Source organism: Brunnivagina elsteri CCALA 953 (assembly GCF_002289455.1).
Classification (GTDB): Bacteria; Cyanobacteriota; Cyanobacteriia; order Cyanobacteriales; family Nostocaceae; genus Brunnivagina; species Brunnivagina elsteri.
Window position 1 is genome coordinate 1 of sequence record NZ_NTFS01000109.1, and the last position, 16,839, is coordinate 16,839.

The 16,839-nt window shown below is 39.8% G+C and carries 13 protein-coding genes; 10 read left to right on the forward strand and 3 right to left on the reverse strand.

Annotated features, from left to right (window positions below; genetic code table 11):
• The first annotated feature begins 402 nt into the window (after nt 1–402).
• From CK510_RS11935 to CK510_RS11960, 6 genes are all read left to right on the forward strand, one after another.
• Nucleotides 403–1,461, forward strand: coding sequence for a glycosyltransferase family 4 protein (locus CK510_RS11935; RefSeq protein ID WP_095721916.1), 1,059 nt, complete (start codon nt 403–405; stop codon nt 1,459–1,461).
• A gap of 14 nt (nt 1,462–1,475) precedes the next feature.
• Entirely contained in the window at nt 1,476–2,759 is a 1,284-nt protein-coding gene (locus CK510_RS11940) for a glycosyltransferase family 4 protein (RefSeq protein ID WP_211293176.1), read from the forward strand.
• Between the two features lie 47 nt (nt 2,760–2,806).
• Nucleotides 2,807–3,994, forward strand: coding sequence for a glycosyltransferase family 4 protein (locus tag CK510_RS11945; RefSeq protein WP_095721917.1), 1,188 nt, complete (start codon nt 2,807–2,809; stop codon nt 3,992–3,994).
• Nucleotides 3,991–5,289, forward strand: a complete 1,299-nt coding sequence (locus CK510_RS11950; protein WP_095721918.1) for a glycosyltransferase family 4 protein — start codon at nt 3,991–3,993, stop codon at nt 5,287–5,289. Before CK510_RS11945 ends, CK510_RS11950 begins: the two co-directional genes overlap by 4 nt.
• Nucleotides 5,290–5,297: 8 nt before the next feature.
• Entirely contained in the window at nt 5,298–6,458 is a 1,161-nt protein-coding gene (locus CK510_RS11955) for a glycosyltransferase family 4 protein (RefSeq protein WP_342745952.1), read from the forward strand.
• Between the two features lie 336 nt (nt 6,459–6,794).
• The gene (locus tag CK510_RS11960; protein ID WP_211293177.1) at nt 6,795–8,048 is read left to right on the forward strand and encodes a hypothetical protein; all 1,254 of its coding nucleotides are present in this window, start codon (nt 6,795–6,797) and stop codon (nt 8,046–8,048) included.
• A 197-nt stretch (nt 8,049–8,245) separates the two neighbouring features.
• Here the strand turns inward: CK510_RS11960 and CK510_RS11965 are convergent, their stop codons facing one another.
• On the reverse strand, nt 8,246–10,381 hold the full coding sequence (locus CK510_RS11965; protein ID WP_095721921.1) for a GumC family protein: 2,136 nt from the start codon (nt 10,379–10,381) through the stop codon (nt 8,246–8,248).
• Nucleotides 10,382–10,809: 428 nt separating this feature from the next.
• Entirely contained in the window at nt 10,810–10,968 is a 159-nt protein-coding gene (locus tag CK510_RS32755; RefSeq protein ID WP_211293178.1) for a hypothetical protein, read from the reverse strand.
• Here CK510_RS32755 and CK510_RS11970 point away from each other — a divergent pair.
• Both CK510_RS11970 and CK510_RS33940 read left to right on the forward strand, forming a co-directional pair.
• A complete protein-coding gene (locus CK510_RS11970; protein ID WP_095721922.1) occupies nt 10,928–11,254 on the forward strand; it encodes an ISAzo13-like element transposase-related protein in 327 nt (108 codons plus the stop codon). The genes CK510_RS32755 and CK510_RS11970 overlap by 41 nt on opposite strands.
• Before the next feature lie 31 nt (nt 11,255–11,285).
• Complete coding sequence (locus CK510_RS33940) at nt 11,286–11,408, forward strand: hypothetical protein (RefSeq protein ID WP_281257008.1); 123 nt, start codon at nt 11,286–11,288, stop codon at nt 11,406–11,408.
• Nucleotides 11,409–11,912: 504 nt separating this feature from the next.
• Here CK510_RS33940 and CK510_RS11975 read toward each other — a convergent pair.
• Nucleotides 11,913–13,946, reverse strand: coding sequence for an elongation factor G (locus CK510_RS11975; RefSeq protein ID WP_095721923.1), 2,034 nt, complete (start codon nt 13,944–13,946; stop codon nt 11,913–11,915).
• Between the two features lie 317 nt (nt 13,947–14,263).
• Between CK510_RS11975 and CK510_RS11980 the strand changes: the two genes are divergently transcribed.
• Nucleotides 14,264–15,277 carry a tetratricopeptide repeat protein gene (locus CK510_RS11980; protein ID WP_095721924.1) on the forward strand — a complete coding sequence of 338 codons (1,014 nt, stop codon included), beginning with the start codon at nt 14,264–14,266 and terminating at the stop codon, nt 15,275–15,277.
• A 307-nt stretch (nt 15,278–15,584) separates the two neighbouring features.
• Nucleotides 15,585–16,700 (forward strand): FecR family protein, encoded by a 1,116-nt coding sequence (locus CK510_RS11985; RefSeq protein ID WP_245912092.1) that lies wholly within the window; start codon nt 15,585–15,587, stop codon nt 16,698–16,700.
• Nucleotides 16,701–16,839: the final 139 nt, after the last annotated feature.

The following is a 16,839-nucleotide window of genomic DNA, read 5'->3' on the forward strand; positions in this document are numbered from 1 at the left end:
CAAAGATAGAGCAGAAAATAATTGAATTTCATGAAAGAATATCTCCTTCAGAATTTGTAGAACTCCAATATAAATGTAGAAAGCTTTGGCAGGAAAAATTATCTCCTGAAGGCTTTTTTTCTAATTTTTATCGCCACTTCCAAATTTTATAATAGATTCTAAATTCATGCAAATATTAAAGCGACTTAGGTATTTTCCGAAAAGCAAATATGAGGTTTTCAGAACTCGATGTAAACTTCGAGGGCATATCTATTAATTACATTTCGAGCGAAAAAAACAAGAATGGAAGTACTTGTATCTTGTTGCTTTTTTACCCGACATTTGAATTAATAGAGATTTCCTTAAAACATTTCAAAATTTTCTGAGTTCACTATAAAATTTTAACCCTGCCATTAAACGACGATGCGAATACTGTATCCCATTAACTTGGATAGATGGAAATTTCCAGTATCTAGTTCTTTACGAGAACTAACGCTAAGAAATCCACAATTTGATTTTTACTCTTTTAGCAAACCTACTTCTGAAGAGGATAAAACTCTTGGTAATTTGCTTTGGAATCAACCACATATTCACAAAATATCGCCCATCGATTTATTGAAAACACCCTTTGATATAGTACACCACGCATCAGCGACTACAAGCAATTTGACAGCATCTGCAATAGCTAAAATGCGAAGCTTCGGTAAATGCGTACATATCTTTACAGCACCAATTCAACCACACAAAGAGGATAAATACTACAAGCAATACGTAAATTCCGTTCGTCAAGCAGATGTTTTAGCTGCTGTAAGTCATGCAGTCGCTGATGATATTCAAATTCAATTTGGTCGAAAAGTCGATGCTGTTATCCCCAGCGGAGTTGATTTAAACTTCTTCTCTCCTGAAGCTGCTCAACCTATAGACTACGAAAAATTAAAAATTCGACAACCGTTCGTTTTGTTTGTTGGTGTTTTAACACCACGTAAACGACCAGATATTTTTATGCAAATAGCATCTCTCTTGCCTGAATTCGATTTTGTCATGATAGGAGGGTTCTATAGTCCTCAAGAACAAGAAAAATATACAAAAGAAGCACTTGAATACTCTAACGTAAAGTTGTTGGGAGCCTTACCTAGAAGCGATGTTAGAAATTTAATGGCAACCGCGCTTGCACTGGTATTTCCCTCTGAACTGGAGGGACTACCTCTAACAATTCTGGAAGCCTCAGCGATGGGACTTCCGATCCTATCTCAGCCAAAAAGTGCAATGCCAGAAGCAGTAATCAAAGATGTGACGGGTTGGATGTTTTCCGATGAGGATTTACATATTTGGGCGGAAAAACTCCAAGAAATCCAAAATTGGTCTGAAACTAGCCGAAATAACTTTGCTGACAAAGCTAGACAATTTGTGTCAGAAAACTATTCATGGGATTTAGTAGCTAGACAGTATGCCAATCTATACACCCAAGTTTTGGTAAATTGAACCTAAAAAACACGATGCCGAGTCCACAAAAAAATTTATCAAACTTTGAACAACAAAAATCCCAAATAGAGCCACATTTAATGTTGTTCTCTCCTTGGTGCTACGGGCATCATCCTACTTATCTGCGACATTTAATATCCTATTGGTGTCAGTGGCAATTACCAGGAACTCTAAATATTGTTGTATCTGGACAGTTTCTGGAAGAACATACTGATGTCGTAGAATTACAAAAAAAATACGACGATCGCCAAAGCATCAAGTTTGTGGCGATTACACCCCAAGAACAAGCAGATTTAGAAAATGCCACGTCAGGCTGGGGACGTGCTTTCGAGCAATACAAACTGATTAGCAAATATGCAAGTTTGTTAAAAGCAACACAAGGATTAATTATCTATTTTGATTCCTGTCAGTTGCCCCTAGTCTTAGGATTAAAACTTCCTTGTCCCTTCTCAGGAATCTATTACCGACCCACTTTTCACTACAGATTGTTTGTTGACTCTATACCAACCTGGCGAGAGCGGGTACAACATCTGCGAGAACAAATTTTTCTGTGGCGACTTTTACACCATCCGCAGTTTAAAACCTTATTCTGCCTAGATCCATTAGCAATAGAAGCAATCGCTCGTTTAGGAAATCGCGATCAAGTCATGCACTTACCAGATCCCGTGAAACTCGAAGACTCTGGCGAAAATTCACCAGAAAACCTTAGAGTTAACTTGGGGATAGAACCTAATAGACAAATTTTCCTGTCTTTTGGCAGGTTATCAGAAGGGAGAAAGGGAGTTCCTCAGCTTGTAGAAGCTATTTCTCTTCTGTCGCCCGATATCCAGCAAAATCTCTGCTTATTATTTGTAGGAGAACCAAATTCAAAACAATTAGAAGCTTGGTTGACTCCCATTCGTCAACTAGATTCTTTAAAAATAGTTACTCGTTACGGCTACGTCCCTGAATCAGAGGTAAATTCTTATTTTCAGCTAGCAGATGTTGTTTTAGCTCCCTATCAACGACATGTTGGTATGAGTGGAATTCTACTACAAGCTGCTGCTGCTAATAAACCTGTGCTGAGTTCAGATTATGGTTTAATGGGGGAGATGATTCGGCGTTATCGATTGGGTTTGGCGGTTGACTCTACCTTACCTAGCGAAATTGCTAAGGGATTGACTCGTTTTTTGTTGGAAGCCCCAGATAATTTGTGCGATCGCACTAAAATGAAGGGTTTTGCAGAGCAAAATTCTGCCGAACGATTTGCCAGAATTATTTTTAAGTACACAATTTTAGATACTCCTAAAATTCTCTAGACAAAATTATTACCCATTTTTCCCATATCAAAACGGTTTTTGAGAATATGTTCGAGCAAACCCCACAGAAGTCACAGCAAGACGATAACTACCGCGTTGCTTGGCTGATTCCTTCTCTAAGAGGAGGCAATTACTGGCATCCCGTCCTAAGTGAATTCACTAGACAATTTACAAAAACGCTAGTTTATACGGCTCAATGGTCTGGTTATGCAGCAGGATTTGAAAATGAATTTGTAGTCGAAGTCATTGGCGAACAGAGATTATTCAAGGCACAATCCACAGAAGGCTACAATCGCAACTTTATTATTTTATCCCCAAAAGTTATTATCCATTTACTTAAATTCAAACCAGATGTAATTTTTACCAACGGATTTTCTCTTTGGACACTTTTGTCGATACTATTCAAACCAATTGGTAAGTGGCGAGTAACGATTGCTTATGAAGGTAGTGCCCCAAATATAGACTGCCGCGATTCTCAATTTCGAACTTTTTGTCGCCGCATTATGGCAAAGTGGGGGGATGCATTTGTCACTAACAGTAAGGCTGGAAAGCTCTATCTAACTGAAGTTCTTGGCGCTCAACCAGAACTTGTCTTTGCACAACCCTACGAAGTACCAGTTTCTGCGGCACTACTGCAACAAGTCCAAAATTCCCATCCAGAACAGTTGCGGTTGCTACCAAAACCTATTTTTCTTTTTGTCGGACAGTTAATCCCGAGAAAAGGAATAAGATGTCTACTCAAAGCCTGTGCCACTCTCAAAACCAGGGGACGAAATGACTATACCTTGTTAATTATTGGCGAGGGAGAACAACGTCAGGAGTTAGAAGCCTTCAGCAAAGAGCAAGATTTGCCAGTAAAATGGCTCGGATGGGTAGATTACGGATCTCTAGGAAATTATTTTAAGGTAGCAGATGTTTTCGTACTTCCTACTATAGAAGATACTTGGGGAATGGTAGTCCTTGAAGCAATGGTTTTTAGTAAACCGATTCTTTGCTCGACAGGGGCAGGAGCATCTGAAATGGTTATTGAAGGCGAGAATGGATATCTCTTTGAACCCGAAAATATTGAAGAACTAGCTAAATCTATGTGTCGTTTTATGGATGGTTCCGATATTGCCCATATGGGAAGTATTTCTCAAAAGCTAATTGCCCAATATACTCCGAAAGCGGCAGCAAAATTTCTTGCTGACGTTACATATTTTGCTTTCGGTAGTTGCGAGGTTACACGTTCATGAAAATCTTGATGTCTGTCTACGCTTGTGAGCCAAATAAAGGTTCTGAACCAGGAGTTGGCTGGAATATGGTTGTAGAGATTGCCAAGTATCAACAAGTCTGGGCATTTACTTCAAATACTCATCGAAATGCTATTGAGGCGGAACTTGCAGCTAGACCTGTCCCCAACCTAAATTTGATCTATTTTGATCCTTTTTGCTGGGTTTACGATTGGTCACAAGAAGGAAAACGCCCGCAGTGGAACGTTCAAATTCACTATTACTTATGGCAAATTTGGGCGTACTTCATTGGGCGATCGCTCCATCGCCAAATAGCTTTCGACTTAATCCATCACGTCACCTACGTCAAATATTCCAGTCCGAGCTTTCTCTGCCTACTTCCCATACCCTTTATTTGGGGTCCTGTTGGTGGGGGAGAATCAGCACCAAAGCCATTTTGGCAAGACTTTGGTTGGAAAGGAAAAATATATGAAATAGTGAGATTATTGGCTCGTCACTTGGGCGAACTAGACCCATTTGTACATCTAACTGCTCGACATAGCATTATCGCTTGGGCAACCACTGAGGATACGGCCAAGCGGATGAGGAAGATAGGTGCTAAGAATACTCAGATACTCTCGCAGATTGGATTACTTTCCCAAGAAATCGAACAATTGGGCAAGTATTCGAATATAGAACAGAAACAAGTGAGATTTATCAGCACTGGTAGGCTTCTACACTGGAAAGGATTTTATCTGGGGTTGCGTGCTTTTGCTAGAGCAGCCTTGCCAGAAGCAGAATATTGGATTGTGGGAGATGGACCAGAACGACAACGACTAGAATATCTTGCTCAAGAGCTTGGAATTTCTCCTCAAGTCAAGTTTTGGGGTAGATTATCGCGAAACGGGGGACTGGACAAATTGGAAGAATGCCACGTACTAGTTCATCCTAGCTTGCACGACTCTGGTGGCTTGGTTTGCCTAGAAGCAATGGCATCTGGTCGTCCAGTAATTTGCCTAGATTTGGGCGGACCAGGAATACAGGTTACAGCCGAAACTGGGTTCAAAATTCCTGCTCACACTCCAGATCAAGCGGTGCAGGGGTTAGCAGAAGCCATGACCCAATTGGCTAAGGATTCTAATCTGCGGATACAAATGGGAAATGCTGGCAAAAGCCTGATTGCCAAGTCTTATAACTGGGAAGCTAAAGCGAAAGCATTGACCAAGGCTTACGAAGAAGTCGTCACTCCATTGGGGAATAATCTAGATAGTTCAAAACTAATTAACGACCAATTCGCCGAGGAAAGTTCTCCAAGATGAATATACTGGTGGCTCACAACTATTATCAGCAAACTGGAGGCGAGGAACAGGTGTTCCTCGCCGAATGCAATTTGCTGGAAAATTACGGACATCAGGTTTACCGCTACATACTCAACAACGACCAAATTGAGACCACCCCACCCTTGGAACTTTTGGGTAAAACAATCTGGAACCGAGACGTTTATAGGGAAATGCGATCGCTAATTCAGCAACACCATATCCAAATTGTTCATTTTCACAACACCTTTCCCCTCATCTCTCCCGCCGCCTACTATGCCGCCAAAGCAGAAGGTGCAGGTGTGGTACAAACCTTTCATAACTATCGGCTACTCTGCCCTAATGCCTTATTCCTACGTGATGGCAAAATCTGCGAAGATTGCTTAGGTAAGGCAATTCCTTGGCAAGGCATCGAGCATAACTGTTATCGAGGGAGTAAATCTGCCAGTGCCGCTGTAGTGACGATGCTAACTACTCATCGCTTGCTCCAAACATGGAACCGTCAGGTGGATGCCTATATTGCCCTAACAGATTTTGCGCGAGATAAATTTATCCAAGGTGGTTTGTCTCCTGAAAAAGTGTTTGTAAAGCCTAACTTTGTCGATTTAGATCCAGGAGTTGGTGAAGGGAAGGGTGGCTACGCATTATTTGTTGGACGCTTGTCTGTTGAAAAAGGAATTGATGTCCTACTGGACGCTTGGGCGCAGATTGGTACTAAAATACCTCTGAAAATTTTGGGCGATGGATTGCTAGCATCTGAGGTGAGCAAGGCGACCAAAAATTTACCAGGAATAGAGTGGCTCGGTCGACGACCGATGGATGATGTCTATGCTCTGATGCAAAATGCCCAATTTTTGATTTTTCCTTCAAAATGGTACGAAGGCTTGCCACGCACTTTAATTGAGTCTTTCGCCTGTGGGACACCTGTGATTGCAGCTAATTTGGGCGCAATGTCCAGCTTTGTAACACCCTACGAAACTGGGCTGCATTTTCAACCAGGAAATTCTGACGATCTCGTTACTCAGGTGGAGTGGGCGATCGCTCATCCCGAACTTTTATCCAATATGCGGCACAAGGCGCGGACTGACTTTGAAGTCAAATACACACCAGAAAATAACTATTGGCAGATGCTGGATATCTATCGACTTGCCATCGGTGAGAGATCAATATAATCTTAACTTTTATCAATTAGAAATTATGCTTAAAATTTAGAACAATAGGGGTACTAAGTTAACTATTGTACTGAAATTATGGTTGTACTGAAATTATGGGGTAAGAATTAAGTCATGCCTATCAAGATTACGTGTAGGTATAGCTCGTCGTAGGAGTCGCCTACTCAAAAATTGTGTTTTCGACCCCGATTTTCGGCAATATTTTAAATCATAGACCTATGAACCCAGTCATCAATACTTCCAGCAGAGAAGCGAAAAAAGAACCTCAGGGGTATATCAGCAGTTCTAACCCTAGTGATTATTGCGTATGCGACAGCATTTTTTCCGCGAGTGCTAATGATGCTGAAGTTCCCTTCGGCCATAAATTTCCTTCACTTCGCTGTTGTTCCCTTGGCGTGCTGTGCAGTCTTGCTCAAGGCTAAGTCAAAGGATAGGACACAACTTGCCAACTCAATAGCACTTTTAGGTAGCCTTTTGATCCTGTTAACTATTTTCTTTGCCAGTTCACTTTTGAATAATGCTGGGTTCATTAATCTTTTTCTGTCCTATCTAATGTGGACTGAACCTTTTATCTTGATTCTGGCAATAATTGCAATCCCTATGACACCAAAGGCATTCAACCGATTTCGTAAATGGATTTTAGGCTTTGCCTTTTTCAACGTTGGTTTTGCCCTAATCCAAAAGTTTCTTTTGAAATGGGACACCTGTAATTGTTCACCAGGTGGGTGGGGTGACGGAGATGCTATTAAAGGGGTATTTATTAACCAAGGGTCGGGGCACGTCGTTTCGGCTTCAGTCTGTGCCTCCATTGGCATTTATTTTTATATAACTGCTAAAGATCGCCCAATGTGGCAACGGATCATAGCATTACTCGCAGGAATAAGCAACATTATCTGGTCTCAAGCAAATCAGGTCGTGGTGGTCATGGCTGGTGGCTTTGCACTACTATCGTTGATCAATATGAAGGATGTACTTAAGGCACTTTCCTATTTAGTTGGCATTACAGTTTTTGGACTTTTATTCGCCTGGGCAATTTATAACGTTCCGGGACTAGAGAGTTTTCAAACCTGGATCAGACCAGAAATTTATGGACCAGATGGGGAAGCCACACAATTTAAACTTTCAGGTATTCGGATTGTGATCGAACATTTTCACTCCCCACTCAACTTGTGGCTGGGTTTAGGTCCAGGACATACGATTGACAGATTAGGGGGTTGGATGCTAAGAGATTTTAGTGATCTTTTATCACCTTTAGGTTCAACGAAATCTCCTGTAGCTGACGAAGTCTGGAGATTTATGGGGAATAGCTGGCTTGCTAATGGCAGCAGCTTTTTTGCACCTTTTTTTGGTTGGGCAGCGATCTGGGGAGATTTAGGCTTTTTGGGACTCGGCGCTTACCTCTATGTCTGCTGGATTACTTGGACCCGAATCTGTCCCGATGATCTTTCTAAATATCTTATCCTAACAGTGGCTATTCAGGGATTCATTTTTACCCAGATGCAAGAACCAGGATATATGATTTTTATAGCCAGTTTGATTGGGTTAAGATGGCAGGAACTGCGACAGTATAGTTATAAACATTTTTCTTAGGAGGTTTCTTACTTGAGAATAAATTCGATAGCATAGCAACAATTATCCGAAATTTGTAACCGTTTACAAAACATATTATTTTTCAACTATATTTTGTCGTTCATGTTAACTTTCCATAATAATAATTCTTGTAGTGCGGGCATCTTGCCCGCGTCTTATGTGCAAATTAAATGTGGAACAGCTTAGAACCGTAATTATTAGATCAAATGATTAATCACTACACCCAACATAGGTATTTTAGATATATTTAATTGAGAAACAGCTTCTTTGAGCTTTAAAGCTGATAACTTACCTAAACCAGTTACCAAAACTACTCCATCAGCATGATTAGCTAACAAATTTATATCTGCATAATCAACAATAGAAGCAACATCGTAGATGACTACTTCAAATATCTGTTGTAATTCTTCCATCAAGTCTTGCATTTTTGAAGAAGCTAGTAAGCGACTAGTATTAACATCATTACTTGCATTTCTCGATGACAAAATAAATAAATTCTCACCTAAAAAAGATTTTTGAATAACGCTCTTAACATTTATCTCTGTATTGAAACTATCAGACGATAAAATATCACTTAGACCTTTGATTGCATTTAATGCCATAGTACTAGTTAAATTATCTGGATTACGCACATCAACATCAACAACTAAGACTCTAGTTCCTGTTGCAGCTATTACTTTAGCTAAATTAAGTGCCACAGTAGATTTTCCTTCACCAGACACTGTAGAAGTAATAATCAAAGAATGAATATTTTTATCCTTTTCAAATAAACCTAAGTTAGATCCTAAAAAAGTATAAGCTTCCACAGGTGGGAAGAGCATATTATTGAAAGTAAAGTTTTTATGATAATCTTTATTTTTTGACTCCTCTGTTTTTAAATATGCTGGAATAATTGAATTGAATTTTTTCAGAAAATACATTTTTTTGTAATAACGGTTAAAGGGAATAATACCTAAAATTGGTTGATTAGTAATTTCTTGAATTTGATTAGGATTGTAAACTAGATTTTTGTAGCTCTCTAAGAGCAATGCTGCTCCTACACCAATCAACAACCCTAAGAGGGTACCCAATACTATATAATTAGCAATACTAGCAGCATTTGTGTTGGGTTCTCCTACGGGAGTAAGTAACTTCCAAGGAGCTTCTTTTTGAGCAGCATCCAGTCGGAGAGCTTCTCTTTGAATTAGAAGTTCATTCAGCTGTTTTACTGTGATTGTCATTTCTCGTTCAATGTTTTCGTATTGTGCTGTAGCCTCTAACCATTCTTGAAAATTTTGTTGCGTATTTGCTATCTCTTCATTAATAGCTTGTACCTGTTCTTTTTCTAATCTAATCTGATTGTCAATTTTCTGTTGAATAGTGGCGATTTCTAGATTTATTAGAGAAACTATTGATCGTCTTTGTTCTTGTAAATTCTGGATTTGGATGCTTTCATCTGAGAAAATGACAGATTTTTTGGCAATTTCACTATCTATTTTTTGTATATCTTCCAATAATGCATTGTATCGGGCAGTACCAATTAACATAGCTGTGGTTGATGTAGTAGACTGCTCATTGAGTTCTTTTTTAGCAAGAGCAGCTAGCTTTTGAGTTTTTTCTAATTGTGATTTATATTCAACCTGCTTAATAATATAACTATCTATCCTTTGAGATATTTGAGAACCCTGAATTTGTGGGTTGATAATATTATACTTTTTTCTTAATTCTTGTATCTTATAATTCAGGATATTAACCTTAGTCTGTATTCTGGGAATTTGTTGGTTTAAAAAACCTAGTCCTCGATTTACTCCAGACTGCCTTCTTTTTAAACTATAGTTCAAATATGCTTTTGTTAACTCTTCTAAAACATCTTTAACTTGTTGGCGATCGCTGTTTTGATAAGCTACTTCTAAAATGCCTTTTTTTTCATCAGCTTTTAAGGTTAGTGTGCTAGTAATTGAGTCGTTATTAATTCCTGGATACTTATATTTTAGTTCTGTAACGACAGGCGCAATGATATCAGGACTTTTTAAGTTTTTTATTTGTACTTCGTCTAAGGTGACAGCCCCAATTTCTTCTGTGGTTTCTTTGGATTGTGAAACAGAAGAAGTAACTTTTGTTTCAATACTTACTCGCTCAGAAAGTATTTCAAAACCAGCTTGATAAGTAGGAGTACGTTTGAGGGCGCTAACAAAAGCTAAAGAAGACATAAAAATAGTGATTCCGACTACGACATGAATCTGCCGGATAATCTTGTCTTTGAAATCAAGTAAATTTAATCCGCCTTCGGCAGCTTCATAATATTGGAAACTTTGATTAATTGGCTCTATTTGCTGAGATTGACTTGTTTTCATATGTTTGCTTTGATTAAATATTCCACTCAGGGCTATTTCATTCTCAAAATTTACCAAGAATACTGTAATTTACCATGTACCTAGCTAGTTTTAGCAACGACGCATTCCAAGTATTTGAGGAGTTGCGACGATAAATTCTAAATAATACAGCAGATTCAATCAAGGTGAATCAACGGATTTGAGTTAGTTCATATAAAGTTTTGTATCATTATGTAGAATTTCTGAGTTTACAAGCTTCAAGGCTAATGAATCTCAACTTTTCAGGCAACACATTTTACACTTTTGACTGCTCCATGAATATGTCTCACTTTTAATATGTCATCAAACGGAAGTAAAGGGTTGGGTTTTTTACGTAAAACAAACCCGACCTCGATTGCTCGAATATACAACAACACAATTTTAAAGTGCTACCATCAGACCCCCACAAACTAGATGGTAACGGTAATGGAGTTGGTTGTGAGAGTCGTTGAGGTTTGCAATTTTCTCAGTTCCCGGTACTCAGATATTAATCCATTATGGGAGGAAAGTTGTGAAAGTCGTTGAGGTTTGCTTGAGCCTTTCACTGAAATCGGGATTGAAATTCGCATTGCTCACTATCCTCCTTATACATCAAAGTACAACCCAATTGAGCATCGTCTTTTTCCACATATAAGTCGAGTTTGTAAGGGAGTGATTTTTGACAGCGTAAATACTGTATCTGAACTGATGGCAAAAGCCGCCACTCAAAAAGGTTTGAAAGTTTTTACAACCATCATCGATCAGACTTACCAAACAGGCAAGAAAGTTGCTGAGGGCTTTAAAGAAACAATGGAGATTTTCTTCGATGATTTTTTACCACAATGGAACTATACTACTAAACCTCAATATCCTTGATAAGTGTAAGTTATTTAATCCACGTTCCTTAATGGCATTAGTACATACCGCAAAACAAGAAATAACAGATTTACCCCAGCCAAAAACTAGCGGAAAAATCGATTTACGAACTCAATTGCTAGATGCGATCGCAAAAGGGAAAAAATTAAAGTAGATTTACAAGCAATTGAACAACAGGCAAAATCAACAAGAATTTCTCCGGAAGAAGTCGTTCTCAAAAAAGCAGATTATTTCCTTAACTATCAAGTTGAAGAAAAGACAGATAATAAATCTACAAATCTTTGGTCTGATGCATTAACTCTATTTTATAGTGTTGAAAATCCATCATACATACAAGAACGGGAAAAACTTGTTCAAGATATTTGTACTCCACCAACTCCAACCAGTCGCAAATTACAGTAGACATCTCCGGAAAAGACGTAGAGACGTAGCATTGCTACGTCTCTACAAGGGTTTTGGATAACGGATAATTAATTCTCGCAGATGTCTAGTAAAATACTGTGTTGGTGAAGCACTTTCAGAAAATAAACCAGAAAATTAAATATCCCAACTAACGAACTTCCAAAAAATAAAATATTCAAATCATATACTTACCAACACTATCACGCGAAGGATGGGGAGACCCCACCCCTGCAACAGGGAAATTTATTGGTTGGGTTTACTTGCTACCATTCCCATTGTGATTGAGAATGCGTTCGGTTAACTTTTCTGGTACTTCTTGGAGATGGTCAAATTCCCAGTGGAACGAACCAACACCTAAAGTTTGCGATCGCAATTCAATGATGAAGTTCTGCATTTCTGCTTGGGGTAAGTATGCAATGACACAATCCCAACTTTGCCAGCCGTGAATGCCTTCGTATCCTAATATCTGTCCGCGCCTTCCACTCAGAATTTGCAGGACTCTGGATGTAAAATTGCTCGGTGTTGTTACTCGAACACGAAGTATTGGTTCTAACAATGCTGGCTCACATTGGGGTAATCCAGTTTGCATTGCCAATCTAGCGGCTTGTTTAAATGCTTGTTCGGAACTATCGACGTTGTGGTAGGAACCGTTAGTTAAGGTTACTGCCACATCCACCACGGGAAAGCCCAGGGGACCATGTGCCAAAAATTCGCGAATACCTAGTTCCACGCCGGAAATGTACTGTTTGGGAATAACTCCACCAACGATGGTTTCCCTAAAGCTAAATCCCTCTCCTCTTGTTAGGGGTTTGATATCCAGGAATACATCTCCAAATTGCCCATGTCCGCCGCTTTGATGCTTGTAGCGTCCATGTACCGATGCTGTACCTTTGCGAATCGTTTCTTTGTAAGGTACTTGGGGTAAGTGGGTGTTCATTGGTAGGTTGTATTTGCGGCGCAATCTATCTAGGGCGACTTGCAGGTGAATTTCTCCTTGTCCCCAGAGAATGACCTCGTGGGTATCTCCATGCTGTTCCCAGGCTAGGGATGGGTCTTCTTCGAGTAGTTTGGTAATGGCGCTACTCAGTTTCACCTCGTCGTTACGTTTTTCGGGGGTAATTGCTAAGGCATATACGGGTTCGAGAGCTACGGCTTTGAGGATTTCCAGGTTTTGGGAAGAGTCGGAGGTGAGAATATCCCCTGTTTTCACCCCTTCCATACGGCTAAGGGCAACGATTTCACCAGAACAAGCTTGATTGATGGAATTTTGTTGCTGTCCGCAAAGTTGATAAATTCCACCTACACGTACACCGTTGAGAATTGCACCATCGGTGAGTTTGCCGCTCCATACCCGCACTAGGGAAAGTTTTCCTCCTTGGGGTGTGTAGAAGGTTTTCAATACTTGCGCTAACGGGATATTCCCAATGGGAATACCCCGTCTTTCTGCTGTAATTTCCGGTTCGGGTGCTTCTCGGTAAATAGCCTCTAGTAAAGGTCTAACGCCGTAGTCGAGTTCGGCTACACCGAAAAATACTGGTACGACTAAATCGGCTCCTAATTCCAGTTTTAAGTCTTTGAGAATTTCTTCTTGGGGTGGTTCGATGTCTTCTAAGAGTTCTTCGAGTAAATGGTCATCAAAATTAGCTAAAGCTTCGAGCATTTCTGCCCTGGCAATCTGTTCTTCCTCTTTAAGGTGTTGGGGAAAGGGAATTGGATCGGCTGGGGCACCTGGATGGTATTGATAGGCTTGTTCGCTGACTAAATCAATAAAACCCGTGAGTTCTTCCCCAGCCATGATGGGGTATTGATGGGCGACTAAAGGACGGCTGGAGACTGATTTGAGGGCATTTAGAGTCTCTAAAACGTGGATATTTGCCCGATCCATCTTGTTAACAAAAATGATGTGGGGAATTTCCCAATCGTCGAGGAATTTAAATAAAGGTGCGAGGGTTTGCACTCTGTCTATAATGGGTTCGCAAACTACGATCGCAGCATCTATACCCATGAGGGCATTATATGTTTCTTGGGCAAATTCAATGCTGCCAGGACAGTCGATAAAGGTGAATTGAACGTCATTGTATTCACAGTCCGCAGCGCTTACCTCGACGCTCATTTTCCGCTCTCTAGATTCGTTGGCGCTATCTCCAATGGTGTTACTGTCTTTAACGTTGCCTTTTCGTGTAATTGACCCCGTGACAAACAATAAACTTTCCAGTAAAGTAGTTTTTCCACTTAAATAGGGACCGACGATCGCGACATTCCGCGAACCCGATTTGACTTTTTCGGTCATACAACCTCCTTTGCGGTCTGTTATCTAAAGCCGCAGCAAGTCTAAGTTTGTGAAGAGAAAGGGACAGAGGAAATTGGAAAATTATTCTGTCTTTAATTTGACTTTACTCGTCTTGGGTAACATCAGCTACAAATCATATTTTGTTGTAATATTTATTTCAAGAAATCTTAAGGGTTGCAAAGAATAATGGCGAAACCTAAAGTTTTATGACTTAAAGTTTTGTGACCTAAAGTTTTATAAAAATTGGGGTTCATTACTGAAGCTTTTTCAGTCGTTACATTACAAAACAATTACGTAAATTATCAAAGTAAAAAATTATGCGATTACGTTTTAAAAATTACAGGGGAAAGGGAAAAAAGTTTATTTTATATGCGATCGCATTTAATTCCCGTCTTTGGGTTACTTTCTATAAGTCTCGTTTGCTCAAGCTGACTAGTTTGATATTAATCGCTGCCACAGTTCTTTCTTCTTCCTCCCCTGCTTACTCTAATTTGCCTCCTTCTTCCTTGATTGCCCAAGAAGGATATGTGGGTAAAACTGCTGTAGATTTTCTTAATGAAGGTTTGCAGTTAGTTCAAGCAGGAAGAGTACAAGACGCGATCGCATCTTTTCAGCGAGCGACAGAAATGGATTCCAGACTAGCTCCAGCATATTACAACTTAGGATTAGCTCTGCGTCAATCGGGACAATTGCAACCAGCCGCAGATGCATTTTACCGTGCCATCCAAGCCGATAACAAATTTGCGATCGCCTATGCTAACTTAGGAGGTGCATTGCTGGAAGGTGGCAATTTGCAACAAGCAGGAGAATATTTACAGCGTGCGATCGAGTTAGATTCAAAACTCGGTATGGCACACTACAATATGGGTTTATTGCGATATCAGCAACGTGATTGGGATCGAGCCATATCCTCGTTTAAAAAAGCCATCGAACATAGCAAAAATGCTCCAGAGCCATCTTACTATTTAGGATTATCCTATCTTCAGCAAGGCAAACAAGATAAAGCCAGAGAAGCATTTCTTAAAGCCGTGAAAATTAATCCCAATTATACGGAAGGTCATTACAATCTCGGTTCCATTTTATATAGCAAAGGTAAGTACAAAGAAGCTTTAGATTTTTTTAGAAGAGCAGCAGAAACGAATACAAATTACCCCAATGCTTACTATGGAGCTGGATTAACATTTATGCAATTGCGTCAATGTACGGATGCAGCCCAGGTATTTAAATACGCCAGTGATTTATATCTTACCCAAGGTAATTCCCAGTGGGCTAATATGGCTCAACAACAATTACAGCAAGCACAATTCTGTAATTTTCAACCACAAAGATAATAAATTTATTAAACGTAGGGGTGGGGTATTCCCACCCTCCTTTATATATTTTATATATTTGAAATATATATATCAAAACTTCAAATAAGTCTTGATTATGGTATCTTTTTAGGGTTGGTGACGAGTAATTATTTAGGGTGCTATTTCAGTGATAATCCTGAGATGTGGCTGAAACAAGATTGTTTTTGGGAATGCTGCGATTAGAGTTGTATCTAGATAAATGTACAGTAGAGATGTTTTAGTGGAACTTCTCCCAGATTTGAAAACGAGTATTATATTTAGCCTTTAGATGCAGAATTGTGAAGTGATGAAAACAAAAAATAGTTTCTTGACTTTCAAACCTATTATTGCCGCGATTCTTTCCGTGTTGTGGTTGACTCCTGCGATCGCACAGCAAAACCCAAATTTGACGCGAGCTGAGGTATATAAATTGGCGAATCTCGTTGATTTACTGTTGTCGAATCAAGCACCACGCAGGGCTAAGGTTAAGGATGGGTTACGTCCTCTGGATGCGTTACAAACTAAACAAAATTCCCTCGCAGAGTTATTGTTTAATGAGGGTTCGTTTTTGCGAATTGGTTCTAAGGCAATATTTAGGTTTAAACCCGGTTTGAAGCGGATTCAACTCAAAAATGGTCAGGTTGTAGCTGAGACTATATTTGAGTTGCAAAATGGTACTGTGGTTGCAATCACTCCTCCTGGTAGTGGGGGAACAACAATTGAGGTTCCAGGAAAAACTAGGGTAGAAGCGATAGTTGCTGAATTACCACCTCCAACACCAACAGAAACTTTATATTCAAAGATTAATGGTAGTGGTTTTACCATGACTTACGACAAGAGTAGAGATATTGCTCTTGTCTCAAATTTGGGAGTTAACCCAATTAGGGTTTATAGCGGTGATGGTCAGCAATTCCAGATTTTGCAAGGTGGACAAGCGATTGATGTTAAAAATGGTGTTTTGGGTGAGGTAAAAACCTTTGATTTGGGTCGTTTTTATGCTACCACCAAGTTAGCATCTGGTTTGGGACCAGGACAGGAAGGTTTGCTGTTAAAAGAATCTCCACAGGTTCAAGAAACTTTTAGATTAGTTAGAAAGGATACTATTGCTGCTTGGAAGGCACAGCAAGCTTGGATTGAGGGATTGTGTAGTGTCAATGGTCGTGGGGTTTCGAGTACTCTCTCTACTAACTGTATAAATACGAACTCAGATGACCCATTACGGGGATTTGAAGATAGACGGGATGTGACAGCACCAGAAGAACGAAGACGTACTGAAGAACCACAACCGCAACCGCAACCGCAACCGCAACCGCAACCGCAACCACAACCACAACCGCAACCGCAACCGCAACCACAACCACAACCACAACCACAACCACAACCACAACCACAATCGCAACCCCAACCAGAACCAATTAGATAGATAAATATTGGTTTAAATATTAGACATTTGGTGGAAAAAAAGTAGAGACGTAGCAATGCTACGTCTCTACAAGGGTTCTGGGGAACGCATAATTAAATTCGGTCGATGTCTATTGGTTAACTGTCAAATAGTGAGAATA